24 protein-coding genes are annotated in these 25,054 nt (G+C 57.9%); 5 read left to right on the top strand and 19 right to left on the bottom strand.

Annotation, left to right across the window (positions count from 1 at the left end; translation table 11 throughout):
* Positions 1-23: 23 nt before the first annotated feature.
* The 3 genes from SCARR_RS23050 to SCARR_RS29615 form a co-directional block, all read right to left on the bottom strand.
* Positions 24-2,183, bottom strand: coding sequence for a WD40/YVTN/BNR-like repeat-containing protein (locus tag SCARR_RS23050; protein WP_136064102.1), 2,160 nt, complete (start codon positions 2,181-2,183; stop codon positions 24-26).
* A 117-nt stretch (positions 2,184-2,300) separates the two neighbouring features.
* Complete coding sequence (locus SCARR_RS23045) at positions 2,301-2,762, bottom strand: hypothetical protein (RefSeq protein ID WP_136064100.1); 462 nt, start codon at positions 2,760-2,762, stop codon at positions 2,301-2,303.
* Positions 2,763-2,952: 190 nt separating this feature from the next.
* The gene (locus tag SCARR_RS29615; protein WP_407984837.1) at positions 2,953-3,120 is read right to left on the bottom strand and encodes a hypothetical protein; all 168 of its coding nucleotides are present in this window, start codon (positions 3,118-3,120) and stop codon (positions 2,953-2,955) included.
* Between the two features lie 329 nt (positions 3,121-3,449).
* On the opposite strand from SCARR_RS29615, the gene SCARR_RS29610 reads away from it, so the two are divergent.
* On the top strand, positions 3,450-4,364 hold the full coding sequence (locus tag SCARR_RS29610) for a hypothetical protein (protein WP_136064096.1): 915 nt from the start codon (positions 3,450-3,452) through the stop codon (positions 4,362-4,364).
* Between the two features lie 34 nt (positions 4,365-4,398).
* Here SCARR_RS29610 and SCARR_RS23030 read toward each other — a convergent pair whose 3' ends face one another.
* From SCARR_RS23030 to SCARR_RS22990, 9 genes are all read right to left on the bottom strand, one after another.
* Positions 4,399-5,493 (bottom strand): hypothetical protein, encoded by a 1,095-nt coding sequence (locus SCARR_RS23030; protein WP_136064094.1) that lies wholly within the window; start codon positions 5,491-5,493, stop codon positions 4,399-4,401.
* Entirely contained in the window at positions 5,490-6,899 is a 1,410-nt protein-coding gene (locus SCARR_RS23025; protein WP_136064092.1) for a sigma-54-dependent transcriptional regulator, read from the bottom strand. The genes SCARR_RS23030 and SCARR_RS23025 overlap by 4 nt, the downstream gene beginning before the upstream one ends.
* Positions 6,900-7,010: 111 nt before the next feature.
* On the bottom strand, positions 7,011-7,616 hold the full coding sequence (locus SCARR_RS23020; protein ID WP_136064090.1) for a DUF2202 domain-containing protein: 606 nt from the start codon (positions 7,614-7,616) through the stop codon (positions 7,011-7,013).
* Between the two features lie 209 nt (positions 7,617-7,825).
* Entirely contained in the window at positions 7,826-8,446 is a 621-nt protein-coding gene (locus tag SCARR_RS23015; RefSeq protein ID WP_136064088.1) for a DUF2202 domain-containing protein, read from the bottom strand.
* An 81-nt stretch (positions 8,447-8,527) separates the two neighbouring features.
* Entirely contained in the window at positions 8,528-9,148 is a 621-nt protein-coding gene (locus SCARR_RS23010; RefSeq protein ID WP_136064086.1) for a DUF2202 domain-containing protein, read from the bottom strand.
* Positions 9,149-9,279: 131 nt separating this feature from the next.
* Entirely contained in the window at positions 9,280-9,519 is a 240-nt protein-coding gene (locus SCARR_RS23005; protein ID WP_136064084.1) for a hypothetical protein, read from the bottom strand.
* Between the two features lie 85 nt (positions 9,520-9,604).
* Entirely contained in the window at positions 9,605-10,303 is a 699-nt protein-coding gene (locus tag SCARR_RS23000) for a hypothetical protein (RefSeq protein WP_136064082.1), read from the bottom strand.
* Complete coding sequence (locus SCARR_RS22995) at positions 10,284-10,790, bottom strand: isoamylase early set domain-containing protein (protein WP_136064080.1); 507 nt, start codon at positions 10,788-10,790, stop codon at positions 10,284-10,286. Before SCARR_RS22995 ends, SCARR_RS23000 begins: the two co-directional genes overlap by 20 nt.
* Positions 10,787-11,305 carry an RNA polymerase sigma factor gene (locus SCARR_RS22990; RefSeq protein ID WP_168433548.1) on the bottom strand — a complete coding sequence of 173 codons (519 nt, stop codon included), beginning with the start codon at positions 11,303-11,305 and terminating at the stop codon, positions 10,787-10,789. Before SCARR_RS22990 ends, SCARR_RS22995 begins: the two co-directional genes overlap by 4 nt.
* A 134-nt stretch (positions 11,306-11,439) precedes the next feature.
* On the opposite strand from SCARR_RS22990, the gene SCARR_RS22985 reads away from it, so the two are divergent.
* Positions 11,440-12,213 carry a transporter substrate-binding domain-containing protein gene (locus tag SCARR_RS22985; RefSeq protein ID WP_136064076.1) on the top strand — a complete coding sequence of 258 codons (774 nt, stop codon included), beginning with the start codon at positions 11,440-11,442 and terminating at the stop codon, positions 12,211-12,213.
* 76 nt (positions 12,214-12,289) lie between these two features.
* Here the strand turns inward: SCARR_RS22985 and SCARR_RS22980 are convergent, their stop codons facing one another.
* Positions 12,290-13,678 (bottom strand): Gfo/Idh/MocA family oxidoreductase, encoded by a 1,389-nt coding sequence (locus tag SCARR_RS22980; RefSeq protein WP_136064074.1) that lies wholly within the window; start codon positions 13,676-13,678, stop codon positions 12,290-12,292.
* Between the two features lie 215 nt (positions 13,679-13,893).
* On the opposite strand from SCARR_RS22980, the gene SCARR_RS22975 reads away from it, so the two are divergent.
* A complete protein-coding gene (locus SCARR_RS22975; protein ID WP_136064072.1) occupies positions 13,894-15,126 on the top strand; it encodes an NAD-dependent DNA ligase in 1,233 nt (410 codons plus the stop codon).
* Between the two features lie 103 nt (positions 15,127-15,229).
* A complete protein-coding gene (locus tag SCARR_RS22970; RefSeq protein ID WP_136064070.1) occupies positions 15,230-16,249 on the top strand; it encodes a transposase in 1,020 nt (339 codons plus the stop codon).
* Between the two features lie 4 nt (positions 16,250-16,253).
* On the opposite strand, the gene hrpB is transcribed toward SCARR_RS22970, so the two are convergent.
* A complete protein-coding gene (gene hrpB, locus SCARR_RS22965; protein WP_136064069.1) occupies positions 16,254-18,785 on the bottom strand; it encodes an ATP-dependent helicase HrpB in 2,532 nt (843 codons plus the stop codon).
* A 5-nt stretch (positions 18,786-18,790) separates the two neighbouring features.
* The gene (locus SCARR_RS22960) at positions 18,791-19,189 is read right to left on the bottom strand and encodes a YchJ family protein (RefSeq protein ID WP_136064067.1); all 399 of its coding nucleotides are present in this window, start codon (positions 19,187-19,189) and stop codon (positions 18,791-18,793) included.
* 185 nt (positions 19,190-19,374) lie between these two features.
* Here SCARR_RS22960 and SCARR_RS22955 point away from each other — a divergent pair, with 185 nt between their 5' ends.
* Positions 19,375-20,868, top strand: a complete 1,494-nt coding sequence (locus SCARR_RS22955) for a sulfatase (protein ID WP_168433547.1) — start codon at positions 19,375-19,377, stop codon at positions 20,866-20,868.
* A 61-nt stretch (positions 20,869-20,929) separates the two neighbouring features.
* On the opposite strand, the gene SCARR_RS22950 is transcribed toward SCARR_RS22955, so the two are convergent.
* The 4 genes from SCARR_RS22950 to creD are packed head-to-tail and all read right to left on the bottom strand — an operon-like array spanning position 20,930 to position 25,022.
* The gene (locus SCARR_RS22950; RefSeq protein ID WP_136064064.1) at positions 20,930-21,175 is read right to left on the bottom strand and encodes a DUF504 domain-containing protein; all 246 of its coding nucleotides are present in this window, start codon (positions 21,173-21,175) and stop codon (positions 20,930-20,932) included.
* A gap of 52 nt (positions 21,176-21,227) precedes the next feature.
* Positions 21,228-21,755, bottom strand: a complete 528-nt coding sequence (locus SCARR_RS22945; protein ID WP_136064062.1) for a class D sortase — start codon at positions 21,753-21,755, stop codon at positions 21,228-21,230.
* Entirely contained in the window at positions 21,745-23,688 is a 1,944-nt protein-coding gene (locus tag SCARR_RS22940; RefSeq protein WP_136064060.1) for a VIT domain-containing protein, read from the bottom strand. The genes SCARR_RS22945 and SCARR_RS22940 overlap by 11 nt, the downstream gene beginning before the upstream one ends.
* Complete coding sequence (gene creD, locus SCARR_RS22935) at positions 23,685-25,022, bottom strand: cell envelope integrity protein CreD (protein ID WP_136064057.1); 1,338 nt, start codon at positions 25,020-25,022, stop codon at positions 23,685-23,687. Before creD ends, SCARR_RS22940 begins: the two co-directional genes overlap by 4 nt.
* Between the last annotated feature and the right edge of the window lie 32 nt (positions 25,023-25,054).

The following is a 25,054-nucleotide window of genomic DNA, read 5'->3' as shown; positions in this document are numbered from 1 at the left end:
ACGCTCATTTTTAAACCCGCCGATTAAGGCAGCACCCGCGTCCGGTAGAACTCCGAGGGCGGTGCGTTGGTGGCATCGCGGGTACGGATGGCGTAGATGGTGCCGGACGGATCGAACAATTCCAGCACGGCGTTGGTCTGCCAAAGGCTGCTCGCAAGGTTGGTGACGGACTGGAACTCGAAAAACTGGTCCGGCTGTCCTCCGAACAAAAACAGTTCATACACGCTTGAGACCGCATTACTGTCTGTTGCCAAGCTTTGGCTGTAGTCGAGAAGCAGCACCGGCGATGTTGCCGGAACGATCTGATTGCGCAAGATCACCCCCTCGACCCCGGCGAGCACCAGTTGTCCGTTCTTGCTGGAAGCAGCAAACAGGGATTTGCCCGTCGGAAGCCGGAGCGGCGACCAGTCCGCCAGGTTCGTACTCGCGAGCAGCGTGCCTTGGTAGCCGGAAACAAACCATTGGCCGTCGGCAAACGTCACATCGGTCAGCCAGCGCGAAGTGCCGCTCGTGCGGGACGTCCAGTTTGCACCGTCCGGGCTGGTGTAGATGGAGCCGTTTTGCCCTACTGCAACAAATTGATTTTCCAGCCAATGGGCGCGATAGAGCCAATTGGTGGTTCCCATCGGAACCGCGCTCCACGATACGCCGTCGGGTCCGGCGCGGAGCAGCGTTCCATTGGCGCCAACGGCAACGCAAGCGCTCGATCCGATGGCGACGCTGGAGAGGAAGTTTTCCGTAGACGTGGCACGCTCCGTCCAGTTGGTTCCGTCGGGGCTGGTGAACACCTTGCCCATTGCACCGGACACGATGAAAAGGCCGTCTGTTGCAGCGACCCCCTGCAACGAGTTTGTAGTGAACTGAGGAAGATTGGTCCAGACCACGCCGAATCCTTCGACCTCATTGGTGACCGATACGTCCACCAAGCCCGCCTGGCTGATGAGGACATGGCCTTCGCTGCCGACAGCGAGCAGCAAATTAGAGGTTCCTCCCACGCCCAGCAACACGGTGTTCGTGAGCGGAACGGGAACGGCCTCGCTAGCCCATAGAATCCCGTCGAGGCTGGTTTGTATGGTGGCTAGGTCGCCGACTGCGACATAGAGGCCGTTTTGCTCTGTCATGTCCCAGAGCCAGGCGTGGGAAGATTCTGAAGGGGATGGCTGCCAGGCACAGTCGATGGCATTGGTGCCGAGGCCTTCCATTAAAAGTCCGGTTCGTCCTGCAACGAGCCAAGAATCCGATTTCCCGTGCGCCGAGAGATAAACCCAGGCGGGCGACGCATTCGTTGGGAGGTCGTTGATCTGGTCGACCCATGTCGTGCCACCATCGGCGCTCATGCGGATTTCCTGGTCGCCGACGAGCAACAGGCCGGAGGTGTTGAGGGCGACATCGAATAAATCGTTGGTTGCTCCGCTATCCATTAATATCCAAGAGTTGCCGTTGCCGCTGCGCAGCAGCGCACCATTGTTGCCGACGGTATAGAATTGCCCGCTCCCGCCGATGCCCAGATAGCGTACACGGTTGAGATGTTCTGTAGTCCCGCTCGTCTGTGCGGCCCAATCGATGCCGTTCGTACTGCTGAGGATGGTTCCGGTTTCGCCCACCGCAATGAATTTTCCGCCGCCAAACGCAACACCGCGCATCCATTCGACGGTACCGGATATGGCGGAGACCCAATTCGTGCCGCTCGTGCTGGTGTAGATCGCGCCGTAGTCGCCGACGGCAACCGCACGCGATGGAGAGGCGTCCACGCCCTCGAACCAATCGAGCGTGTTGGCGGGAGAAAGTGGCGCCTGCTGGAAGTCGATGCCGTCGTCCGACCAGAGGATGCATCCGCTTTCGCCGGTGGCGATGATGCGTTCGCCCAGCATCGTCACGCTCCGCATATAATTTTCCACGCCAGTAACGGCCGGCGCCCAGCGGTCATCCGAGCGGCGCACATAGATCGTTCCAGAATCGCCCGCCTGTGCAGAAATCTCGCTCGTCACGAACATGTCGAGAACGTTGTTGCCGTGCGGAAGCGGATTCGACCAGCGCCAGCGTTCGCTCCGCACCTCGGCGGATGCTGGATTCGAAAGCAGCATAAACAGCACGCTGATGATGACCGGAAAGAGATGGCGCCGGATTAGCGGCATGGCCGGGTGCTGCTTAATTTCTGAATTCTGTTCGCTGACTGGCTGCATGGATCCACCCTGATGATTTCTGTTTCGTGCCCGACAAGAAAAGCCCCCCCAACAAGAAGGGAGGCTTTCCTGTGCAACCTCTGGGGAGAGAGGCCGTACTTTAAAACCTGCGGGAGCTTATTCTCCGCCGCGGCGTGTCCGTTCCTGAACCTGCTCCTTGGCCTGCTCCATAACTTCGCTATGGGTCGGCAGAGCTTCGCGCATTTCCTGCAGGCGCTCACGGAGCTGGACGCGGTCGCGCGTTTGATCCTTGATCTGGTCGCGGAGCTGTGCACGGAGCACTTCGCGCTCTTCATCGACACAGGCGGCGAGCTCTTTCTGCTTATCCTTGAGCTGCTCCTGGTATTTCTCCCGGGCCTGGGTCATGTCCTTCACTGCTTCCTTCACTTCTTCGGGAAGGCATTCCTTCAGGCGGGTTTGATCCTTTTCAAGCGCCGGCGTGCAAGTCTGAAGCTGATCCTTGACCTTGAGTTGATCCTTGACGGCACTTGCGGATGCGCCCTTGTCGCCTTCCGCCGTTGCGATTCCTGCGACGGCCAGAGCGGCCATGGTTACGATTATCATTTTAATCTTCATCATTCTCTTCCTTCTTCTCTGTTCTCGACGGCCCTATGCCGATCTCCCTTATTGCACGCAGTGTGCCAAGAGGCATCCGGCCAAAAAGTGCCGGTTTTAGGCCGGTTTTCTCGGCCTCATTTTCCCGGGGAGCGCTCAAGCGGGCGCTAGCGCCCAGCCGCAAAACGACCCGGCGGGCGGTGCCACCCAAGCATTAGTCCGGCAACTCCATGCAGACGGACATAGGCAGCTCCAGCAGAAATACACAGCCGCTGGCCGAACTCTCTTCCAGCTCAAGAGCGGCATCGAGATAGTCCGCGATCTGCTTGGAGATCGCCAATCCGATGCCGCTACCGCCTTCACGCGTGGATTTCCCCGGCAAAAACAAATGATCGAGTTGATGCTCGGAAAAACCCGCCCCCCGTCCCGAACGCGAAAGCGCAGGCGGTCGTCCCCCCGCGAGACGGCCAGCAAAACCGCGCCGCCGGCAGGCGTGGCCTCGATGGCGTTTTCCAACAGGTTCACCAATATCAGGCTGGCGAGATTGGCGGTTCGGCTGGTCAGCACGCAATTGCCCTCGGCCTGGAAGGAAACCTCGACCCCGCGGCGGGCGGCCGCCGCAGCCACGCGCTTCTGCACCTCGCCGCCCAGCTCCATCACGGTAAGCTCATAGGACGGCTCCCCACGCGAATCGCAAAGCACTTCCAGGGTGTGCTCAACCAGGCTTTGCATCCTGCGCGCGGCCGTAAGCGCATCCTGCCAATCCAGCGGGTCTGCTTCAGCGGTTGCCGGGTCGCTGCGGGTAACGAATTGCGACAGGCTTGCAAGCGGGTTTTTCAAACCGTGCATCAGATGCGCGGAAATGGCGCCCACCGCCGAAACCCGGGCGGCAAGGACAAGTTCGTCGTTTGCCCGCTGCAGCCGTTCGCTATGGCGCGCCAGATTCAGGGTCAGCTTGCGCACGCGCCGGTATGCCGGCCAGAGCATGGCCACAAGCATCGTTCCGGAAACGGCGAACGTCGAGACCGCAATCGTGAACAAACGTCCATCCAACCGCGCATACTCTTCGGCGATGCTGCCCCCCTCGACAATGAACTGCGCGGCGCCAGCGAGCTTTTTCGTATCGCGCTGGTACAGGGGTACGGTGATCAACGCGGTCGGGATGCGCGCAATCCGGCCGGAGGCGAATTGCGGCAGGTAGATGAACACATCGGTCAGGGGCGTATCCGCAATGAACTGATTGTGCGGCTTCAGTGCGCGAACGGCTTCCAAGGCGTCCCGTCCGAGCGGGTGCGGCTGAACCGTTGCAGGAAACGTATCGCTGAAGACCCCGTCGGCATTGAAGAACCGGATGCCCAACACGCCTTTGAGGCGCGAAGCGCGAACGGCGGCATCGAAGCCGATCTGCTCGTCCGTCCGGACCTCAATTCCGTCGGAGGGAGCATCTTCGAGCTGTTCCATCAGAGTCGTGGCATGGAGCGCCTCGGCATCGCGGCGGGCGATCTGCTCGCGAACGAGTTCGCGGACGAACAGCAGGCCGGAAAAAACCGTAACCGCCAAGACGCCCAGCGCGATTGCGATTCCCCACCCAAACGCCCCCCGGGTATGCGGGATGAATTTTTCTAGATTGACCGTTTCCGTCATGACTTTCTCTTTGCCTCTAAAACTCGTATCCGGCGCCGCCGCTGGCCATCCAGCTGCGGTAGTCGTCGAGCGGGTCGTTGCTCATATTCCACTCGTGCTCCCCGGCGGTGAAGAGCATCCAGTGCTTGCCAAACCGGCGTTCAATCCGATAGCTCAACGTCACATAGGATCGCTCCCTTCGCTCGTTGTCGACATACTGCTCCTTGTAAAGATACCAGCCGAAGCGGGCGATGCCGCTGATATTCCAAACATCGTTCTCCCAGCGGACTTGCTGGCGAAGCTGCAGGCGGTCGTAGTCAAAATAGCCCGAGCCGTTGTCCCGGTTGGCCAGATAGCTCAGTTTGCTCGCCGTTCGCCAATGCCGTTCTGCATCCCAGTAATGCCGCCATTCGCCATCGGCTTCGTTTAGGGAGTAGGTCAGATCCGTGCCCGGCTCGGCATTTCCGGACTGGTCGTATTGTTCGCGCGTGTCGTATGTGCGAAGCATGGGCAGGAAGCCGACGGAAACCATCGAACGGTTGCCGTAGTTCCGGGCGAGGCTGATGCGCCCGCCGCTCTCCCAATAGTCGTCAAGCTCGCTCTCGTAGATCTGCCGCAAAACAACCCCCTCCAGTTTCGCCTCCCAGTCCCCCGCCTTATGCCGCCAATGCGGACGCAGCGTGGCGCCGTGCCCCCGCACAAGCACCCGCTGCAAATCCACTTCATTTACAGACGCATCGACAATCGTGTGCTGGTAGAGATAGTTGGCTTCCAGACCGGCTTCGTTGCGAGAGCCCACCGGTTGCACGAATTGCGCCGTACATGAAAAAATCTGCTCATAGTCCACCGACGGCGCGTTGAAATAGCGGATGTCTTCGCCAAACAGATACAGCAGAAAATACGCCCCCGACTCCGAAAGCCGCATAACGCTGGCATCCACCGAGGAAAGAAAAAATGCGGAATCCTCGGTGGCAATGCTCGAACGCAGGACATTGTTCCGGTAGCCAACGCCGGTCGATACCAGAGCGGTTGCATCCCAAACGGCAACCGGCGGTTGGTTGGTGCTTTCCGCCGGCGCACCTGCGCAAAGCAGCACAAGCAGCGGAATCAAGGGCATCGCCTTAGGCATCATAAATTGCCTTTCCGGTCTCCATGCAGACGGTAGCGGATGAAGTCGCGCGTCACGCCGAGCATTCTTGCCGCCTGCGAAACGTTCCCCCCGGCCTGCTTCAGAGCGAGTTGCACCAAGCGGTTAATGGCATCTTCTAGTACGAAGCCCTCGGCCGAGAAGTCGTAGCCGGTGTTGAGCCAATCGCCCGGATCGGCGGCGGTGCGGGAATCCACGCCTTCCCCCGGAAGGTGCGCGAAGTCCAAAGCGGCGGTGTCCTCGAAAACCAGCCCCCGCTCCAGCTCGTGCGCCAACTCGCGCACATTGCCCGGCCAGCGGTAGGCCAGCATCCGGCGCTTGCCATCTTCGGTGATTTGCCGGAGAGGAAACCGGTGCCTCAGGCAAAGCTGAGCCAGCAGCCGTTCAGCAAGCACCAGAAGATCTTCGCCACGCTCATGCAAAGCCGGCAGGTTCAAACGGAACAGGTCCAGCCGGTGCAGCAAATCTTCGCGGAATTCGCCCGACTCCACAGCGCCGTGCATGTCCCGGTTGGTTGCAGCAATCACCCGCACATCGACCTCGATCTGCCGGGTTCCTCCGATGCGGCGGATGTTCCGGTCTTCGATGGCCATGAGCACTTTGGCCTGGACGGCGGAAGAGAGGCTGGGCAGTTCGTCGAGGAACAAGGTTCCACCGTGCGCCGCCTCGAACAAACCCTGCCGGGTTGTGCGCGCATCCGTGAACGCGCCGCGTTCGCTGCCGAACAGTTCGGATTCCGCCAGTGTTTCAGGAAGAGCAGAACAGTTCACTTCGATCAAGGGCAGCGCGGCGCGCGGGCCATTGTTGTGCAGCCACCGGGCAAGGGTGGATTTTCCCGTTCCGGTTTCGCCGGTGATGAGCACGGGGGACAGATGTTGCTGCAGGCGGATATCGGCGGCCAGAATTTTTTCAAGTTGCCCGCGCAGGGGAGCAAGCGAGCTGCCGAAAAAGAATCCCGACTGCTCCTCTTTCTCGCGTTCATGCTCGCTGGCGCGGGAGGTCTGCCGAACCTGGCGTGCGCGCCGCATAACCAGCGGAAGCAGGGCGGGGTCGAACGGCTTGACCAAATAGTCCAGCGCCCCTAGGCGCATGGCTTCAACCGCGCCGTCGACGCCCCCCAGAGCGGTCATCACCACCACTCCGGTGCTGGCGGGAACAGCACCGTCGCGCATCAAATCCAATCCAATGCCGTCAGGCAGATTGACGTCAAGCAGGAGGAAATCGTATTCGTTTTCGTCCAGTTTGTAGCGGGCGGCTTCCAGGGTTTCAGCTTGGCCGGTCTCCGCTCCCAGCGCTTTCAGATGCGCCGCCAGCCGACGGCGCAAAAGCGTTTCGTCCTCAACCACCAAAACGCTCAACCCGGCGAGCGAAGTTTCGTTTTCTTTGTTCATGCAGCTTCCGTTCCTTACCGTTTTGCCATTCCAGCCGCATGCACCAAAGATCCAGCCAATGGACTATTCCAATGGCTGGAGGAATCTCATCGCTCTGTTTGCGGGCCGCGGTCAGCGTCCGAGAATGGCGTCGACCTCTTCCTGAGTAATGTATTGGGCTTCGTACGTTCCATCAATGATAGCCTCGATATTCTTTACAAAGGCATTCAGGTGGCTTTCCGAACCAGCAAGCAGATCGCCGTAGACGTTCAGGATGTCGGCCTTGTCGGTACGTTCCATGGAAAGAACAATGTCCTCGATATCGACCTCTTCAATCAATGCGCCGACATACAGGGCATCCAACTGGCTCGCCATGCCGATGGCAATCAGCTCATCATATAGATCCTGAAGGTACGCATTGGCAAATTCACCAACTTCCGGCAAGGCCGGATCATCCAATCCATATTTTAAAATGAGGTCAAGCACCGCATCGGTGTGCTTCTGCTCCGACTGCGAAATGTTGTCGAACACCTGATTGTGCCACTTGTCATAGAAGGTGATGTAGACATCGCGCGCCAGCTTTTCCTCCTCGCGCATGAACAACAGGTCGGCGGCTTCTTCATCAGTCAAAACCGGCACCGAGCCCCCGCCTCCACCCTTTCCTGCAATCACAGGCTGCAACATCCAGCCAGCAATCATGCAGCCTACAACAAGTGCCAATAATGTTCTGCGATTCATGTTAACCTCCATTGAGTCTCGACGGCTCTATCTCTTGGACACCGCACGCATCGTGCCAAACGACGGGCAGTGGATATTGTCTGGATTTACTGCCTTTTCCATACGTTCTGGATACCACTGACCCTTCTGATGGGCAACAGCGCCCACCGACCATCGGGCGCATTGGGCGGCAGCACCCACCAGCATTATGCCAGCACCACCCATTGGAACTACCGTCCTAAAATTGCATCAATCTCAACCTGCGGCATTTTCTGGGCAACATAGGTTTTCCCAGAGACGGCTTCGTAGTTTCTGACAAAAGCATTGAGATGCCTTTTCGAGCCGCCGATCAGATTGTCGAACACGGCGAGGAGATCCTCTTTTCCCGTCCGCCGCATGGCATCCTCAAGGTCTTTGATGTCCACTTCTTCGATCAACGCGCCGACGAGATATGCCTCCTCTCTGGACTTCGCGCCGCGGGCAACAAGGTCGTTGTATAGCTTCTGCAGTTCCGTGTTGCGGAACTTGCCGGGCTTCTTCTTTATGGAATCTTCGAGCCCATAGGCATTGATCAGGCCAAGGATGGCATCCATGTGATGTTGCTCCGCACGGGGAATATTGCTGAACACGCGTTGGCCATAGAGTTCATACATGGCATTGTACACATCCCGCGCCAGCTTTTCCTCTTCCCGCATAAATTGCAGGTCGGCGGCTTCCGCGTCAGTCAGTTCCGAGGCTGAGGCAACCGCAACCGCACACGCACACGGCCCCTTTCCCGCCAAAACAGGCGCAAGCATCCAGCCGACAACAACGCAACTGACAATTAATCCAAGCAGTGTTTTTTTATTCATCGTTTCATGCTCCGCTACAGTTATAAACTTCCAGCCATTGGAAAACCCAATGGCTGGATTCGCCTCTTTTAAGCATTAAGCTTAGCGGCCAAGAAGCTCATTGACTTCTTCCTGCGTCAGCCATTGAGCGACATAGGGCACGCCGGTCATGGCTTCGATGTTCTTCACGAAGGAGTTCAGGTGATTTCCAGAGCCATCCAAGAGGTTGCCGTAGGCATTCAAAATGTCAGCCTCATCGGTGCGGTCCATCGCCAGCACGATATCCTCCATGTCGACTTCTTCGATCAGTGCACCAACCATCAAGGCTTCCAATTGCCCTGCCATGCCGGCAGCGATCAGGTCATTGAACAAATGCTGCAGCTCTTCGTCGGCAAAGTCACCAATCCCCGGCAAGGCCGGATCCGAAAGGCCATATTTTTCAATCAGCCCCAGAACCGTATCGGTGTGCTTCTGCTCCGACTGCGAAATATTGTCGAACACCTGGTTGCCCCATTCGGCGTACAGAATGATGTAGACATCGCGCGCCAGCTTTTCCTCTTCCCGCATAAACAGCAGGTCGGCCGCTTCGGCCTCAGTCAATACGGGTGCGGGAGCTGGCTTTCCACCGCCATTGCCTTTTCCCTTTCCTGCCATGGCGGGTTGCATCAGCCATCCTGAAACCAATCCACACAGCACCAGACTACTCCATGTATTTCTCTTCATTCTTCTACTCCTTATGTTGTTTCCCCAATCTATAAAACGTACACTTCCGTACACGCATCCGTCACATCGCCGACATAAAAAAAAGGAGAGGAAATCAATCCTCCCCCCTCATTTGAAACATGCATGACTGGCTATCGCGTACATGCTCCGGTACCGGCTTTTTCGCCCGTTCCATCTTTTTTACGAATCTGCTTTTTTTCCTGAGCCGCAGAACCAGAGCAATCCTCTGTACCCTCCTGCGAGCAAGACTGCTTTTTGGATTGGGTGCCTTTTCCGTTTCCACCGCCGTTTCCGTTCCCGCCTTTAGCTTCAGCCATGACGGTTGCGAGTGCGATTCCTGCTACGAGTACTACGAGTTGCTTCATCTTCATTTTTCGTTCTCCTGTGGTTGGTTTCCCCATTCTCTAAAGGCCGTACACCCGTGCAGGAAAAAGCGTCACATCGGAGCATGAAAAATCAGTTCGACTGCACCCAAAGGCCGGCGTGGATGGTCTCGAAATCCTTGCCTGCGCGATGCCCGGCCAGAACAACATCAACCACGCGGCTGACTTCGATGCCGTTGAGATTGCGGTCGAGGCAGTCGTGCATAATGTGCAGCGTGTCCTTCGGGGCCAGGCCCGAAAGCTGCAGGGTTTCGCCGGCCTCGATCACGTGGATTACGCGGCCGTAGCGGAAGCCGCCCGGCCGGGAAAATACGGATTGAATCACCTCTTCGGGAAGCCCGCTTTCGAGCGCCACGCAGGTATGCATCACCAGATGCTGATGCTGGCCTCCGCGCTCTTGCCGGCCGGACATAACCAGCTGGTCCGCGCGACGCAGGCAATCCAGCCGGTTGCCGGCCGCCGCCTGAACATCCGTCCATGCAATGCGCTTGGCCAGGCCCTCTTCGATCTTCAGGAAAACGCACTCCGTCGGCAGCCCCTCGGCTTGGGCGGTGTAGACCGAACACAGCAGCGCATCGGCATTTTCAACCGGCAAACCGCTTTTGCGGCACGCGCCGAGCGTCTGGTCGACGCGCTCAACGGGCAACCCGAGTTGAAGGTTTTTTTCACGCAACCTGTTCCAATCCTTGGAAGGGTTCTGCTCGTGGCCAGCCACCGCCGCGGAACAGACCAGCAAACCAATCGCGACTACTCTATGCATTGTTTTCTTCATAAATATTGATCACCGTGTTCACACGCCCGAATCCGTCGGGCCGATGCGTTGCCGCCTTGGGGTCAGCCAGCCAACGCTCGCCGTCCACCAGAAAAATATATTCGTGCCGCCCCTCAGGCAGTTCGACCGTTGCGGTCCAGTGGCCGGAAGCGTCGGGACCGACCAAAACGATGTCATCGGTCATCCAGTTGTTGAAAGTGCCCAGAAGCTCCACCTTATCGGCACCGGGCGCATGCAACTCGAAATGAAAGTTCACCGCCGCCGTCTCCACGGGCCCCGCCCGGTGGCCGACGGCAAACACGGCCAGCAAGGCAACGGCCGCGCCAGCCAGCGCCGGAGCAATCCAGCGCCCTTGCCTCGGCCAAAAGCCCGCGGAACGTTGCATGCGCCAGGTCGGCAGCGATTCCATCACGCGCTCCACAAAGCCATCCGGCGGCGGGGTGCGGTGGTTTTCCAATCGTTGAATCAAATCGTTTTCACTTTTCATGATAATATCTCCTGCAACTGGGTTTTCGCGCGCATCACCCGCATTTTGGCGGCGCTGACGCCAATGCCTAGCACTTTGGCGACTTCATCATAAGCCATCCCTTCCATGTACTTCAGTCGAAGCGCCGCACACAGGTTTGAAGGAAGCTGTGCCAAAGCGCTCTCCAGCGCGTGGAAATCAGGAGCCTCTGCCGACTGAACCAGCGATTCCTGCGCCAGATGCTTTTCCTCTACAGCACGCCGGCGCATCCGTTTGCGGAACAGGTTTTTAGTCTGATTGGCACAAATGCGTAGAATCCAAGAGCGGAATTCATATTCCGGATTATACTGCTCCAGCTTGTTGTACGCTTTAATAAAAGCCTCCTGCGCCATATCCGCCGCGTCTTCCTGGTTGCGCGTCATTCCGACGGCCAAGCCATAAACCGAATCCTGATGGCGCTCAACCAGCTCCGAAAAAGCATTCCGGTTCCCGTCCAAACTGGCCCTCGCCAGCTCTGCATCTGTTCGTTCTTCCATGGCCATCTTCTATTCTACATACACCGCTTATGTGGATTCTGTCACACCTTCTTTAAATTTCCAATCCTTGGAAACGGGCGCTTGCATCTATTTCCCAAGGTTGGGATAGTCCGCGAAACCTTTGGAGAACCTATATGAAACGCATTACCGCTCTTTGCTCCTTTCTTGCCATCGCCGCCACACTCGTCGGCTGCGCAACTCAAGCGCCTGCACCCAGCCCGTCTATCTTGCGCGTCGGCGTCTCGCCAAACTCACGGCCTGTCATCTTTAAGCAGGGGAAACAGATCGCAGGAATCGAGGCGGATCTAGCCCGGAAACTCGGACATTCACTGAACCGCGAGGTGGTGTTTGTTGAACTGCCATGGAACAAGTTGATCGAGTCTCTGGAAAGCAACAAAATCGACATCATTATGTCCAACATGTCCATTACCTCGGCGCGCAGCGTTCGCGTTAATTTTAGCATCCCCTATCTCCAATCTGGATTGACCGGCCTGTTCCGGCGCGACAACTACGACCCCTCTGGCCTGCCCGCCAGCACCGTACGCAACCAGACCAAACGCATCGGGTTTGTAAAAGGAAAAACCGGCGAATTCATGGTTATGCAGCGCTTTAACCGTGCCGAGACCAAGAAATCCTATTCAAGCTCCGAAGCCGCTGTAAGCGCCCTCAAGAACAACAAAATCGATATGTTCATCCACGATGCTCCCATTATTTGGTGGTTGTCCGCAACCGATGAAAGCGGACTGGTAGCCTTTCCCGAACTGCTGAACATCGAACCCCTCGCCTGGGGCATCGCCAAAAACAACACAGAGCTGCTCAACAAGGTCAACGCACTCGTTATCGAGTGGGATCAAGACGGCACCACCAAGCGCATCGTCGACAACTGGCTCCCCAGCTTCAAACGCTAGTCCGCTTCATGAGCCAAAAAGAAAAGCCGGCTTTCCTTTTCCAGGATGCCGGCTTTTTCAACGCAAGGGCATTCCGCTACAAACTCCAGCCCTTGCGGTACTCGTGGTGGACATAGCGGTTGGCCTCATCGTTGTTGGTTTTCATATTCGCGCTGTTCCACGTCAGCTTCGTTCCAGATCCGACACGGGCGGCGACGCACCCGAGCAACATCATTTCAGTTAGCGGCCCCGCATAGTCAAAGTTGGATTTTGCCAACGAAGGGTCGTTGGCCTGAATCGCCTGAATCCACTCCTCGTAATGCCCCGGCGAACGCAGCATGGTCTTTGGGGGAAGCTCTTTATTTCTGGCCACCGCCTGCATTTCTGTTTCCGGGAAAATACGGGGCGACTTGCCGTAGCAGCTCTGCAGCATGTTGTGCTTGCTGCCATAATAGACAATGCCCCCGCCCTTTTCGAGCTTGCGCGTTTCCTCCAGGTTTTCAGGCCATGGAATCTTGTTCTTCCCATCAAACCACTTGAGCGTAACCGGCGGCATATTCCCGCGGGCGGCAAACTGGTAGGTTACAATGCTGGATACGGGGAAGGAGTCCTTCGCGCTCGCCGGATTTGCCCGGTCAAACTCCACCTCAACGCTCAGCGGCGCACCGAGGCCCAGCGCCCAGACCGGATGGTCCATAATGTGCGCGGCCATGTCCCCGAGCGCTCCTGCACCGTAGTCCCAGAACCCCCGCCATTTAAAGGGGGCGATCTTGCTGCTATAGGACTTTGCCGGAGCCGGCCCGAGCCAGACATCCCAGTTCATTGTCGCCGGCACATCCTCTGCCGACGGACGAACAATGCCCTGAGGCCAAACCGGCCGGTTGGTCCAGCAATGAACCTCCCGCACGTCACCGAGCACGCCGGCCTGAATCCATTCCACCGCAAGCCGGGCGTCATCATTTGCATGCCCCTGATTGCCCATCTGGGTGATGATTTTGTTTTTTCGGGCATACTCCGCCAGAATGCGCGCTTCAGAAATCGTGCGGGTCAGCGGCTTTTCGGTGTAGACCGGCAAACCCAGCTGCATCGCAGCCATGGTGATGACCGCGTGGTTGTGGTCGGGCGTCGTCACGACAACGGCGTCGAGGTTCTTTTCTTCCTTGTCGAGGAACACCCGCCAATCGTCGAAGCGTTTCGCGCTCGGATATTTCTTAAAAGACGATGCGCCTCTGACGCTATCCACATCGCAAAGCGCATAGACATTATGTGCCGAACACCCCTTGATATTCGCAGTGCCTTTTCCGCCAATGCCAACGAATCCAATATTCAGCCGCTCGCTTGGCGGGAGCTTTTCCTTGTCTGGCGCTGGTGCCTTTTTCTTCTTCTTGTTGGCGGCCTGGGCCAAAACACTAGAGGGAACTATGTTAAACGCGGTAACCGCGGCTCCGGCGGCCAATATGCTGCGACGGGATGGTTGCTTGCTCATATTTTTAGTCCTTTATGTGGGTGTTCATATCCAATAAACGAAACTCGTACGCGGGTTTTGTACAGAACTATAGGCAAATGCTCCCCAATGTCTTGTAGCCACAAGGACAAGCCTTGTAGATTTTCCGCACTACCTCGCCCTTCTTTACACTTTACAAACCATGTTTTATCCAAGACTTTCTTTGTTCAACTGAATACAGAAAAGGATGGCTTGTGATGCAAAAACTACTCATATTTTTTACCGCCCTTCAACTGTCCTGCGCGGCCGCACCCCCTGCCGTCGAACAGCAGGTCGCCAACCTGCAGCTCATTCTCCAGCAAGCCGACGAGGCCTATTACAACCGGTCAAAGTCGCTCATGAGCGATGCGGCCTACGACGCGCTTCAAGACCAACATCACCTCCTCATAACTAAATATCCAGAGCTAGCCGCTCCGCCGCGGCTAGGCGCACCGCCCGCCCAAATAAAATCCAAAATCACGCACACCGCCCCTGTTTTAAGCCTTCATAAAGCCTATTCCGATGACGCCGTCATTGCTTTCATCGAAAAGTGCGGCACCAACCAACTCTACTGCATCGAGCCGAAGCTCGACGGCCTGACCGTAGTGATGCGTTATTCCGATGGACTGCTCGCGCAAGCAACAACCCGCGGAGACGGGAAAATCGGAATCGACATCACCGCCGCCATCCTCGCCTCAGTTGCCGTGCCCGCCAAGCTCACCAATGCACCCCCTCAACTTGAAGTCCGCGCCGAAGCCCTCCTCTCTTTTCCGGCCTTCACAAAACTAAATCAACGCAGAACGACAGCCGGGCAGGCTCCGCTCAAAAGCCCGCGCAACACCGCCGCCGGCACATTACGCCTCTTAGACTATGCAGAAATCGCCAACCGTGGACTCTCAATCCGGGCTTTTGCGCTGCTCCATACCGAACCAATGCCCGCCACGCATACTGAAGCGCTGGCGCTACTGAACTCAACAGGCCTCCCCGCCATAGAGAGCCACACCGTCCAAGCATCCGAAGTCATTCCAACCATCGAGTCCCTGAACCAGCAACGCGCTAAATCCCCATTCCCAACCGACGGCATCGTCATCAGAGTCGACGATCTAGCACTTTTTGAACAACTTGGTTCAACCGCACACCATCCCCGTGGGGCGCTTGCCAGGAAATATAAAGAGAAACCGAAGGAGACCATCCTGCTCAGCATTGAGTGGTCGAAAGGGTCCACCGGAAAGCTGACTCCCATCGCCCACTTCAAGCCCATAGAAATCCAAGGAGCCACAATCAAAAGCGCCACCCTGCACAACCTCAACCACATTCGCGCCATGGATCTAAAAATCGGAGATCACATCCAAGTCATCCGCGCCGGAGGCGCCGTCCCAGAAATTCTCGGCATATGCCCCAACAAACGCACCGGCAAAGAAACCGAGGTCCCCACTCCACCGCAAAACTAAAAAAGAGCATGGCACATGCCACTGGAATCCATATATAGAGTGACAGGCACAATATAAATTTGATCATTGACTCAAGCAAAACTGATTTGATAAAAAATCCTCCATGAGAAAGCCCCGTATACTTGGACGAAGGGAAACAAACTACTACCACCTGATGTCTCGGGTGGTGAATCGGGATTATATCTTCGGAGATGAGGAGAAGGAGTTTTTCAGGAGAACCATGCGCCGGCTTGAGGCGTTTATGGGAGTGCGGGTGCTCACCTATGCCATCATGTCCAACCACTGGCATATCCTTCTGGAGGTGCCTCCCATGACAGAGCTGTCGGATGACGAACTGCATCGGCGCATTAAAGCATTTTATTCCAAACAACGGGCAAATGTCATCATGCAGGAATATGAGCGCGTCACTGCCTATGCCCAGCAAACCGGGAACTCAGCTTGGCTGGATGAATGGCGGGAAAAATACACATCGCGCATGGGTGATTTATCGATCTTCGTGAAGGAACTGAAAGAGCGGTTTTCCAAGTGGTACAACAGGAAAAACAACCGCAAAGGCACATTATGGGAGGAGCGCTTTAAGAGCGTTCTGGTTGAGAACTCCGATCATGTCATCGCCACAATGGCCACCTATATTGAGCTAAATCCTGTACGTGCTGGACTAGTCGAAGATCCCCGGGACTATCGCTTTTGTGGCTATGCAGAGGCTGTTGCCGGGGGCGCAGAGGCCCGAAAAGGGATCGAGCAAATACTGCATATGCACGGTCAGCAAGCCAGCTGGCGGAAACTTGCTGCGCAGTACCGTATTCATTTATTCTGCACAGGCGAAGAGACTTCCGAGCGCCCAGGAGTGAATCCAGAAAAAATGCAGCAGGTTATTGAGGCTGGTGGCGAACTCTCCACTTATGAGTTGATGCGTTGCCGGGTGCGCTATTTCAACGACGGTGTTGCCTTGGGCAGCAAGCTTTTCATTGAAGAGGTCTTTGAGCAGCATCGCTCTTGGTTTGGGGAAAAGAGAAAAAGCGGCGCCCGGAAGATTCGCGGAAGCGGCCTTGAAGACCTATTCAGCATGCGGGATCTAAGGCTCGGAGCGATCTCTCCTCCCGGACTGGCATCACTCGGATAGTCCCCTATCTCCACTCGTGCTTGGGATACCGCCCCTTCAGTTCCTTTTTCAGCATCGGGTAGGCATTCTCCCAGAAGCTTTTCATGTCCTGCGTCTTTTGTTGCGGGCGCTGGTTCGGGGCGAGCGCTTCGACCGCGACCGGGATCAGACCGAATCCAATCGTTGGAACTTTTTCGAGTCCGTACAGTTTTTGGATCGTTGCAGAGACAACCGGCGCCTGCCCCGGTTCGTAGCGCACCTTGGCATTCACCCCGCTCGGCAGCTTAATCCGTTCGGGCGCCTGCTTGTCGATCATGTCGAGTTGCACTGCTGAAAGCCACGACTTGACCACCTTCCAGACTGACCGGTCTTTCAGGTCGCGCTTGCAGACGGCGCCGAGACAGATTTCCTGCACCATCGCCTCCCGCGCCTCGTCATCGATCGCCGGAATGCCGTAGTCCGGACATCCTTCGGCCAAACAGTTGACACGTGCAATCCAACGCTCCACCTGGTCGTCCCATTTATGCAGAGACAACCGGCCGGCGAGGACTTCTGCTGCCATGATTTCCGCCGCCTGCTGCAGATCGACTTCCTGCTTCATGCTCGCATGAAGCTCCAGTCCGCGGAACGATTTCCAATGTTTGGAAACGACGCGCTTCAGCACGGGATCAAAAACGGCTTCGATCTTGTCCTCCATGTCATCTGGAAACAGCTCGTCGAGCCAGACCTCCTCAACTGCAGTGCAGAGGTTCAATTTCACATTCAAACCGCGGCCTTCGATCTCGCGGATTTCCGCAGCCACCACCAGAGAGCTGTCGCGCACAACGCTATCGCGATCGAGGTCGCCCGTGCGGCCGTGCACCACCTCGCAATGGAGAGTTCCGACGTCGCGGCGTTTTGCAACCTGATCGGAAAAGGCCAACAGGATGCATTTTTGCAGATCCTCGTCGTACGGTTCGCGGCTGTTGACCTTGAGCCCTTCCTTTTCGGCAATCTTCATGAAGCGCTCGTAGAGCGGCTTCACCTGCCGGGCGGCCGCGGCGTTGACGCCGAGCTTGCGACAGGCATCGACGCTGTAGCGGCTTTTATCCGCAAATGCCCACGCATGCATCAGCCGCATAAAATCAGAAATTCCGTCTTCGCCGAGGACGTCGTCGCGCTTGCCCCGCGTTGCGGCACCCTTGTTGCGCTCAAGAATGCTGCGCCCCTGCGTGAGCGCGGCAATCAGGCAGGCCTGCCGTACGCATTCGTATTGCCCGCCCGCAAGCAGCATGCGCGCGTAGCGCGGGTGCATCGGAAACGACACCATCTTTTTCCCAATGGCAGCAAGTTTTCCGTCGTGGCCGATCGCTCCGAGATCGGTCAGCAGCGTCAATGTTTGCGCCAGTGATTTTGGATTCGGTTTTTCCAACCATTGGAAGTTTTCCACATCGTCGATGCCGCCCGCCTTGAGCGTCAGCACCACCTCGGCCAAATCGTGACGCAGGATTTCGGGCAACTCCTGCATCGGCCGCGCAACGTGCTCCTGCTCCGTCCAGAGGCGATGGCAAGTTCCGGGCGCCGTACGTCCGGCACGACCGGTCCGCTGGTCGGCCGAGGCCCGGCTGATCCGCTCGACCAGCAGCGTATCGATTCCGCGGTTCGGATCATATTTTGCGATGCGCGCCAGACCGGCGTCGATCACGATGCGGATGCCGTCGATGGTGATCGACGTTTCCGCTACGTTGGTGGCGACGACGACCTTGCGCTTGTCGCATTCGCCGACGGCGGCGTCCTGATCGCGGGGCGACAGCTCGCCGTGCAACGGCATGACGGTAAAAGCGCGGGCGCATTTTCGCGCCCGGATCGCCTCGACGGTGCGGGAAATCTCGTAGCCGCCCGGCATGAAAACGAGCACGTCGCCCTCCGCGCCGGATTCGATGGCCTGCTCGAACGCATCGGCCGCGGCTTCCCACATGGGACGGCGCCGGAAATCGATGCGCTTGGGCGCATAGTTGATTTCGACCGGAAACATGCGGCCTTCGCTCTTCAGCTCCCTGCACGGCACGAGGTAGTCGCGGAGCGGGCCGGCATCGAGCGTTGCCGACATCACAATAATTTTTAGATCAGGCCGCGTTTGCTGAAGCCGAAGCGCGCGGGCGAGCGTGATGTCGCCATAGATGTGGCGTTCGTGGAACTCGTCGAAAATAATGGCCGAAACGCCGCGCAGCTCGGGATCGGAAAGAAACTGGCGGAGCAGGATGCCCTCGGTCACATAGCGGATCTGCGTTTTTGCAGAAACATGGCTTTCCATGCGGACCTGATAGCCCACCTCGCCGCCTAGCGGCTCGTTGCGCTCGAACGCCACGCGCTTCGCCAGCAGCCGCGCCGCCAGCCTGCGCGGTTGCAGCACCACCACTTCGCCGGGGCCGGCCACGCCGCAGTCGAGCACGATTTGCGGCACCTGGGTCGATTTGCCCGAGCCGGTCGGCGCTTCGATGATGAGGCGGTTTTCGGTTTCGAGCGCCGTTGCCAATTCGGCGCGCAGTCCATAGATCGGCAGTTTTTTTGGATCCATGCGAGCTACTCGCACTCTTCGCCAACGTAGCACCACTTGCCGTCAACCTTTTCAAAAACGGAACATTCGTGGTGGCGACCGGGGCCGGAGTTGGCGATGTATTCGGCGATGAATTCCACCTGCCCGAATTCATCCAAGTCAGAGCCGCCTTCCGTTGCCACGACGTGGAGCTTGAGCCATTCCACCTGCCGCATCCATTTGCGGATGGAGCCGGCCAAATCATCGGACCGCTCGTCCGGGTGCGTGGTTTCCACGAGATAGTCGACCTTCTTCAGAATATAAGCGGTGTAACGCGACCGCATCAGCGCCTCGGCCGTTAACGCTTCGCGCCGGCCTGCCACAATCCCGCCGCAGCACGCTTCAAAATCAATTCCACTTCCACAGGGGCATTTATCAAACTTCATCGTTCAGCTCCATTCATCAGACAAGCCGTTATATCGAAAGCCCGCACGGCTTGAAAGCAACCAAAGGATCTATTCCACCCCCCGCAGCATGAAGCCGATCGACTTTACGGAAAATTACATCGCCTTCTGCGCTATATCTATTATATATCTTTTAATCCACTTATCTGATGAATCAAAGGAGCACCATGAAACCACAGCGAATGTTGCATGTCTTGGCCATGTCTATTGCGGCCGTATCGATCGCCGCCCCCAAAAAGGAACCCATGAACGTTCTGTTTCTGGCGGTCGATGATTTGAAACCCATGCTGGGCTGCTATGGCAACGAGCGGGTCAAAAGCCCGCATATCGACCGGCTGGCCGACGGCGGAACGGTTTTTCTCAACAACCATTGCCAGTGGCCGGTGTGCGGCCCCTCCCGCGCTAGCATCGCATCCGGTCTGATGCCCGAGGAGACCGGCGTCATGGGCTTCAAGGCCATGCGCGGCAAGCTGACCAACCTCGTCACCCTTCCCGAACACTTCAGGAACCAAGGCTATGAAACCGCCGCCACCGGCAAGATTAATGATCCGCGCTGCGTCGGCACGCTTAATCCGAAAAACCCGACCGCGCGCACCAAGGATGGCCGCGATATCGACGACCCCGCCTCGTGGTCCATTCCGTATGTGCATGCGAGCGGCATCTACAACAGCCCGACCAAGCGCTCGTGCGAAAGCCCCGACCTGCCGGACGACCAGTTTTCGGACGGCGCGGTCTGCAACGAAGGACTGGCCTTGCTCGAACAACTGGCCCAAGGCGACAAGCCCTTCTTCCTGGGCATCGGCTTCTACAAGCCGCACGTTCCGTGGTATGCCCCAAAAAAATATTGGGACCTGTACGAACGCACTGAATTCCCGCTCGAAGAGTTCCAGGAATTGCCGAAGGGCGGTTCACTGGGCGCGTGGAAGAAAGGCACCGAGGTGCATGGCTACCCCGACACGCCCAATGCCTACCCTAGCCCGGAAACCGGCGAAATGGTCTATCCCCGCATCCCCGACGACAAGCAGCGCGAGCTAATCCACTCCTACTATGCCTGCGTATCGTTCATCGATGCCCAGGTCGGGCGCATCCTCGCCAAGCTTGACGAACTGGGCCTGGCCGACAACACCATCATTGTGCTTTGGGGCGACCACGGATACCACCTCGGCGACCACGGCCAGTGGGGCAAGCATACGCTTATGGAGGGCGCCACCCGCTCGCCGCTAATCATCAAGGCACCGCAGCTCGGCGAGCAGGTTCCCGAGACCCGCAGCCCATCCGGCCATATCGACATGTACCGCACCCTTTGCGAGCTAACCAGACTCGAGGTTCCGAAACAGCCGAAAAGCAAAAAAGCCAAGGACGGCCACACCGTCAAAGGCGTCAGCCTCGTACCGGTCATGACCGGCGAGCAGAAGTCCGTGCGCAAAGGCATTCTGACCCACAAAGGCGGCTATGCCTTCCGCACGGAGCGCTATCGCTACATCGAATTCGTCAAAGGCGGCAAAGTGCTCGCGCGGGACCTCTATGACTATGAAACCGACCCCAAGGAAACGGTCAACCTAGCCGACGAAAAGAAATATGCCGCCATCGTCAAGGAACTTGCCCAGGCCATGCGGGAATCGCCCGAAGCGGCAGGGTGCTATGAATTGATGGGCAAATAGCCCCGCCCCTCTCAAAGGCAGCCTGTTCGATTCCGAGCAGGCTGCTTTTTCGTTGCTGCACTCAGCGTTGCCAGATGGTTTCGCCGTTCTTTCGAACCGCGCGGATGCGGTGGAAGGGTATCGTGACGATCTCGCCCTCCATGCAGACCGTGAATGAAAAATGGTTCCCGTTTTCCTGCTTCAGGTTTTCCAAAGGCTGGAACTCGACGGCATCCTTAACGCGGTCATAAATCCCGACCGTAAAATCGCCCCGGCCAAAATTCTCATCCCAGCGGATGCGGTTCAGCAACTGTTGGATCGTTTCCATGGCGGAAGCTTAGCTGCCAACGAGCACAATGAAACACAAAAACCGGCGGAGATCAGCCTGGACTGGCTACTACAAGAAACCGTTGCGGGGCGGGGCCGATGCAGTGGAAGGGATAGCAGGTCAGTAGGAGCAGGCAGTCGTTATTGCGCTGTTTCTGGATGAGGGGCTCCACATCTCCCTTTTCAACGATGTGGATGGAACGGCACTGATACTTGCGCGCAACTCCTCCGCGCAGCTCCACGAGGATGACATCGCCTTCATTGATTTTTTCCAAGCCCTGGAAATGCGTGTCGCGGTGCGCCATCACGAGCGTTGCATCACCGACCTGCTCACGGCAGGGGAAGCGGGACAAATTGGTTTCATCGGCCCCGGCGAGCACCAGCAGATCCATTCCCGACCGGGGAATATTCAGCCATGCATACGGTTCGCCGAATGCACCGGAAGCGGGCCGCGTTTTGCAGTCGTTCCAGATCCGGGCCGCCGACCACGAATACCACGCGCGCTTGACCCATCGCCCGGCGGGCCGGGCCATAACAGCCAAACCCAGAACCAGCAGCAGCCACGGAATGCTACGCCGCACGAAATCCCCTTCGGCAGATCAATGAACCCATTACTAGCAACAGACCGATGAGCAGCTGCAACGGCTCGCCGGTGGCGGTGGGATACATATTCCATCCTTTGGGCGCCGGCACCGGAACCTTGACGGAAACCAGATCTGCGCCGTCCACGATGATGCGTTCCTCGACCGCAACACGCGAGGTGAAGCGGGTGACCAGCTGGTGCTGCAGCCCGACCTGAATGATCCCCTGTTTCAGTTCGGCCTGATCGTCCGGCGCGTCGGTCTGCATCAGGCGGATCATGAGATCCTTGACCTGCATCCGGCCATAGAGCCGGCCGATGGCTTCGTGCGTTTCGCCCTGGCTAGCGGCAATGTCGATGCCGTATTCCTGCGGCTCGCCATCGAGCAAACCGGAAATACGGACGCGCCCGCCGAACCCGCCCGGAGCATGTGCGACCAGCTGGAGGGGGCGGCCATAAAATATGTCGGGGCAGCGTTCGGGATAGACATGCGCGGCGCCGTCTTCCCAGTGCACGGAGACATCGGTGAGGACAGGCGCTTCGAGCGTCTGGAAAAAGTCGGCCATCACCTCGCCCACATCTTCGTGCGAGCGGATAAAACGCGACTGCCCGCGCCCAGTCTCGGCCATGCGGTGCATCAAAAATTCATTCGGCGCGCTGCCGATGCCAAAGGTGAACAGGCGCGTGTCGCCGAGCTTTTGCGAGAGTAGCGCGATAAGCGAATCCTCGTTGCCGACGTCGCCGTCGGTCAGGAAAATGATCATGGGCATGCGCGCAGTTTCGTTGGGCATGAGTGCCAGCACGTAGTCGAGCGCGGCCTGCATTTCGGTTCCGCCGTTGGCCTCCAGTCCGTCGATATAGTCGCGGGCGGCATCGAGCTTGCCGGGCGCGGCCTCGCGCAGCTCCGGGCTGAACCAGCTGAAGTCGGAGGCAAAGCGCACGATGGAGAAGCGGTCGTCCGGATTCAGGATATCGAGGCAGCGGCGCAGCCCGCTGCGCGCCTGGGCGATCGATTCGCCGGACATCGACCCGCTGGTGTCGATCAGAAAGACAACGTCCTTGGGCTGCGGTTTGTGCTCCCGGACTTTTCCGATGGGCGGCAGGACGCTGAGCAAACCGTAAGCTGAATCGGAGATCGACTGGACAAAGGAGACCGCCGGCGCATCGTTCGGCCGCAGGTGCACGGCGATGCTGAACTCGCTGTTCGGGATGGTTTCCTCGCGGGCGAGCGAAACGGAATAGCACTCGCCGCCTTCGTCCTTCACCGCGATGGCATGCGTGGTGGAGGTTACATTTTCCACCGGCAGGCCGCTGAGCGAAACCGCGATGGAAAGGCGATGCCCTGGATCGATCGTCGGCGGCAGCACGGGCGGATTCAGCCGGCCCGCATCGGTGATGTTTGACCGAACGGGAATGTAGCGGGTGCCGACCACCATCGGGAATGTCAGGTCGTAGCGGTCTTTTTGAAACCGCAGCGTTTCAACGTAGGAAAAGCAGATATCGACCGTCTCGCCGGGCAGCAGGTTGGCGACCGACGTGGTGAAGATGTTCGGGCGTTCCTGCTCGAATAGTGCGGTCTTTTTGCCCGCGGCTTTCGCCTCTTCGTAAACTGCCTTGGCCTCTTCGCGCTCCTTGACGGTGCTTTTGATGACGCGGTCGGCAAGCCGGATTTCGAAGTCGTCGACCGCGGCCTCGGAGGGAAGCGGAAAGATGTAGACGGCTTCGAGCGGGCGGTCGAGATCGTTATGAAACCGCTGCACCACTTCGGTGCGGGCGATGCCGGCGGTGACGTCGATCTTCACGTCGGTCTTCTTGAGCGGAAGGATCACGCGCGGCTCGTTGGTCGAGCCGACCGCGAACATGACCCCCGCCACTTCGCTTTGCGCGTGCGCCATGCCGGCGATCACGGTTATGAATAGAATCCATTTTTTCATCGTACCGATCCTTCTGTTTGTTTTGCGCCGAGCGCGTACCAATCGATCTTGCGGGTGAACATCATAACCAGAGTCAGCAGGCAGAACAGCAGGGTCGAGCCGGCGACGAGCGCGTGGTCCTCCGATTGCAGCAGGCCATAGAGCGCGCCGTAGAGAACGGACAGCACCACACCGAAAAGCAGCCCGCGCTTGACCCCTTTGAGCACGCTGCACAGGTAGGCGGCAATGACGCCGATGGTGGCGGCGCTGGCAACGAGATAAGAGATTCCAAATCCGATGTGCTCCGAGAGGCTGAGCAGCAGGAGGAAAAAGAGCGCCTGCGCCAGCCCGACAAAACCGTACTGGACCGGATGGATTTTCAGCTGCTTCACCAGTTCGAACAGGAAGAAGGCGGCGAAGGTGATGAAGATAAAGAGGAAACCATATTTCAAGGCGCGGTCGGTCAGCGGATAGGTGTTGACCGGATCGATCAGATCAACGCCCAGCTGCTGAATGGATTTAAGCTGCCCGGCGGACATCGCCTGCTGTGCCGAGCAGGCCAGGCTATTGACGTTCCATTCGGCGGCAAAACCCTGCTCGGAAACTGTACGGTCATTTGCAAGAAAATCGCCTATGAAGCTCGGATGCGGCCAGGCCGATTCCAGCCGAATGCAATTTTCGGCCCCGATCGGAACCAGGCTGAACTGCCCCATGCCGTGAATCTTCAGATCCAGCGCGAAGTCGAACGACCGGCCGGGCAGTCCGTCCGGCCCGGGAAGAGCGGCATGGATGCCCGACCTCTTGATTGCAAGCGAACTGCCCGGCTGGATCTCAAGCGGGTCGCCGCTCCATTCGAACGCAGGCACGTGCGAGATGCCGCGCGGATCGCTGACGATGAGGCAGGCCTTGGCGGAAACCAGCTCGATGGTGGAGTTGGGCTCGGTTCCGACCGTCTCCAGCGCGGGGAAGCGGACGGAGCCGGCGATGCGGCCGTTGCTCTGGTACACGTTTGCCTTGAAAATGCCGCGATAGCGCTCCTGCACCTTCAGCGATCCGCCATACTCCAGCCGCTCGGGATAGACCATTGCGGACCGCAGCGCGACCATCTCCTTTTCGTACCAGGTGTTCTTTTCATTGTTGTACAGCCGCGCCATCCAGCGTTCGCGGTATTCCAGCGCAAAGACCGGGCCAACGAGCTGCTGACGGCCGGCATAACTCTCGGCGATCCCCTGCTGAACCTCGCGCTGCCGGTTCTTCCGCTCCCGCGTAATTCCCGCGATCGACGACAACGCGATCAGCAGTAAAACCGAAACCGCCCCGAGCACCAACAACTTCAACCCCATCTTCAATTGCATGTGTTTCTCCTTTGTTTTCTACAAGGTGGAAC

It is taken from the genome of Pontiella sulfatireligans, assembly GCF_900890705.1.
In the GTDB taxonomy this organism is placed as follows: Bacteria; Verrucomicrobiota; Kiritimatiellia; order Kiritimatiellales; family Pontiellaceae; genus Pontiella; species Pontiella sulfatireligans.
The sequence above is the reverse complement of the archived record's forward strand: the minus strand, read 5'-3'. Positions and strand labels throughout refer to the sequence as shown.

Excerpts from the sequence above, each read along its gene's own strand:
- SCARR_RS22950 (WP_136064064.1), bottom strand. The coding sequence starts at position 21,175 with ATGGAAACGATCCAACAGTTGCTGAACCGCATCCGCTGGGATGAGAAT.
- SCARR_RS23020 (WP_136064090.1), bottom strand. The coding sequence starts at position 7,616 with ATGAATCGCAGAACATTATTGGCACTTGTTGTAGGCTGCATGATTGCT.
- hrpB (WP_136064069.1), bottom strand. The coding sequence starts at position 18,785 with ATGGATCCAAAAAAACTGCCGATCTATGGACTGCGCGCCGAATTGGCA.
- SCARR_RS22960 (WP_136064067.1), bottom strand. The coding sequence starts at position 19,189 with ATGAAGTTTGATAAATGCCCCTGTGGAAGTGGAATTGATTTTGAAGCG.
- SCARR_RS23050 (WP_136064102.1), bottom strand. The coding sequence starts at position 2,183 with ATGCAGCCAGTCAGCGAACAGAATTCAGAAATTAAGCAGCACCCGGCC.
- creD (WP_136064057.1), bottom strand. The coding sequence starts at position 25,022 with ATGCAATTGAAGATGGGGTTGAAGTTGTTGGTGCTCGGGGCGGTTTCG.
- SCARR_RS23025 (WP_136064092.1), bottom strand. The coding sequence starts at position 6,899 with ATGAACAAAGAAAACGAAACTTCGCTCGCCGGGTTGAGCGTTTTGGTG.
- SCARR_RS23015 (WP_136064088.1), bottom strand. The coding sequence starts at position 8,446 with ATGAATAAAAAAACACTGCTTGGATTAATTGTCAGTTGCGTTGTTGTC.
- SCARR_RS23030 (WP_136064094.1), bottom strand. The coding sequence starts at position 5,493 with ATGATGCCTAAGGCGATGCCCTTGATTCCGCTGCTTGTGCTGCTTTGC.
- SCARR_RS22995 (WP_136064080.1), bottom strand. The coding sequence starts at position 10,790 with ATGAAAAGTGAAAACGATTTGATTCAACGATTGGAAAACCACCGCACC.
- SCARR_RS22955 (WP_168433547.1), top strand. The coding sequence starts at position 19,375 with ATGAAACCACAGCGAATGTTGCATGTCTTGGCCATGTCTATTGCGGCC.
- SCARR_RS23005 (WP_136064084.1), bottom strand. The coding sequence starts at position 9,519 with ATGAAGATGAAGCAACTCGTAGTACTCGTAGCAGGAATCGCACTCGCA.
- SCARR_RS22990 (WP_168433548.1), bottom strand. The coding sequence starts at position 11,305 with ATGGAAGAACGAACAGATGCAGAGCTGGCGAGGGCCAGTTTGGACGGG.
- SCARR_RS23045 (WP_136064100.1), bottom strand. The coding sequence starts at position 2,762 with ATGATGAAGATTAAAATGATAATCGTAACCATGGCCGCTCTGGCCGTC.
- SCARR_RS22980 (WP_136064074.1), bottom strand. The coding sequence starts at position 13,678 with ATGAGCAAGCAACCATCCCGTCGCAGCATATTGGCCGCCGGAGCCGCG.
- SCARR_RS22975 (WP_136064072.1), top strand. The coding sequence starts at position 13,894 with ATGCAAAAACTACTCATATTTTTTACCGCCCTTCAACTGTCCTGCGCG.
- SCARR_RS23010 (WP_136064086.1), bottom strand. The coding sequence starts at position 9,148 with ATGAAGAGAAATACATGGAGTAGTCTGGTGCTGTGTGGATTGGTTTCA.
- SCARR_RS23000 (WP_136064082.1), bottom strand. The coding sequence starts at position 10,303 with ATGAAGAAAACAATGCATAGAGTAGTCGCGATTGGTTTGCTGGTCTGT.
- SCARR_RS22985 (WP_136064076.1), top strand. The coding sequence starts at position 11,440 with ATGAAACGCATTACCGCTCTTTGCTCCTTTCTTGCCATCGCCGCCACA.
- SCARR_RS22940 (WP_136064060.1), bottom strand. The coding sequence starts at position 23,688 with ATGAAAAAATGGATTCTATTCATAACCGTGATCGCCGGCATGGCGCAC.
- SCARR_RS22970 (WP_136064070.1), top strand. The coding sequence starts at position 15,230 with ATGAGAAAGCCCCGTATACTTGGACGAAGGGAAACAAACTACTACCAC.